Raw genomic sequence first — 1,110 nt, forward strand, 5'->3', positions numbered from 1 at the left:
TTGGTGGAGCCTAGCGGGATCGAACCGCTGACCTCCTGCGTGCAAGGCAGGCGCTCTCCCAGCTGAGCTAAGGCCCCATTGTTTGGTCGGGAAGACAGGATTCGAACCTGCGACCCCTTGGTCCCAAACCAAGTGCTCTACCAAGCTGAGCTACTTCCCGAACTTGAGTTGCTGAGTGTAAAAATATGGCGCGCCCGAGAGGACTCGAACCTCTAACCGCTTGATTCGTAGTCAAGTACTCTATCCAATTGAGCTACGGGCGCCTATGGAGTTGTGCTCCGGTTTTTGCAAAAAAATGGTGCCGAGGACCGGAATCGAACCGGTACGGTAGTCACCTACCGCAGGATTTTAAGTCCTGTGCGTCTGCCAGTTCCGCCACCCCGGCTAAGGGTCGGCATTATGTGCAAAAAAATGGAGCGGAAGACGAGGTTCGAACTCGCGACCTCCACCTTGGCAAGGTGGCGTTCTACCACTGAACTACTTCCGCAAAAATGGTGCGGGTGAAGGGAGTCGAACCCCCACGCCCGAAGGCGCTAGATCCTAAGTCTAGTGCGTCTGCCAGTTCCGCCACACCCGCGTGGCAATAATGAAATTAAAATGGTGAGCCATGAAGGATTCGAACCTTCGACCCTCTGATTAAAAGTCAGATGCTCTACCAGCTGAGCTAATGGCTCATGTACATGAGTGGTGCCGGAGAAAGGACTTGAACCCTCAACCTACTGATTACAAGTCAGTTGCTCTACCAGTTGAGCTACTCCGGCGAAAGAGAAAAATGGTGGAGGATGACGGGATCGAACCGCCGACCCTCTGCTTGTAAGGCAGATGCTCTCCCAGCTGAGCTAATCCTCCGATATGTATCGCCCAGCGACGTCCTACTCTCACAGGGGGAGACCCCCAACTACCATCAGCGCAAAAGAGCTTAACTTCCGTGTTCGGGATGGGAACGGGTGTGGCCTCTTTGCCATCATCACTGGACTATTTTGTTTTGAAAGACAAGATTTAGTATACCAAGGTTATCGGTATTTCTCAAGCTTTTTTTCAAAAAAACTTGGCTTATTCTTTCAAAACTGGATACACGACACTGGAACTATGCAAGGTTCCGTACATTGT

At 51.5% G+C, this 1,110-nt stretch carries 9 tRNA genes and 1 rRNA gene; all 10 read right to left on the minus strand.

The window, feature by feature from the left end:
• Window position 1: 1 nt before the first annotated feature.
• Window positions 2-77: transfer RNA gene (locus QMA04_RS18110), tRNA-Ala, on the minus strand.
• 6 nt (window positions 78-83) lie between these two features.
• A tRNA-Pro gene (locus QMA04_RS18115) sits at window positions 84-160 on the minus strand.
• A gap of 26 nt (window positions 161-186) precedes the next feature.
• Window positions 187-263 (minus strand) — tRNA-Arg (locus QMA04_RS18120).
• A 33-nt stretch (window positions 264-296) separates the two neighbouring features.
• Window positions 297-385, minus strand: a tRNA-Leu gene (locus QMA04_RS18125).
• A gap of 27 nt (window positions 386-412) precedes the next feature.
• Window positions 413-487, minus strand: a tRNA-Gly gene (locus tag QMA04_RS18130).
• A gap of 5 nt (window positions 488-492) precedes the next feature.
• Window positions 493-577 (minus strand) — tRNA-Leu (locus tag QMA04_RS18135).
• A gap of 21 nt (window positions 578-598) precedes the next feature.
• Window positions 599-674: transfer RNA gene (locus QMA04_RS18140), tRNA-Lys, on the minus strand.
• Window positions 675-685: 11 nt separating this feature from the next.
• Window positions 686-761: transfer RNA gene (locus tag QMA04_RS18145), tRNA-Thr, on the minus strand.
• Between the two features lie 12 nt (window positions 762-773).
• Window positions 774-849: transfer RNA gene (locus QMA04_RS18150), tRNA-Val, on the minus strand.
• A 10-nt stretch (window positions 850-859) separates the two neighbouring features.
• A 5S ribosomal RNA gene (rrf, locus tag QMA04_RS18155) occupies window positions 860-975 on the minus strand.
• Window positions 976-1,110 lie beyond the last annotated feature (135 nt).

It is taken from the genome of Planococcus sp. APC 3900 (genome assembly GCF_030407735.1).
Lineage (GTDB): Bacteria > Bacillota > Bacilli > Bacillales_A > Planococcaceae > Planococcus > Planococcus notacanthi.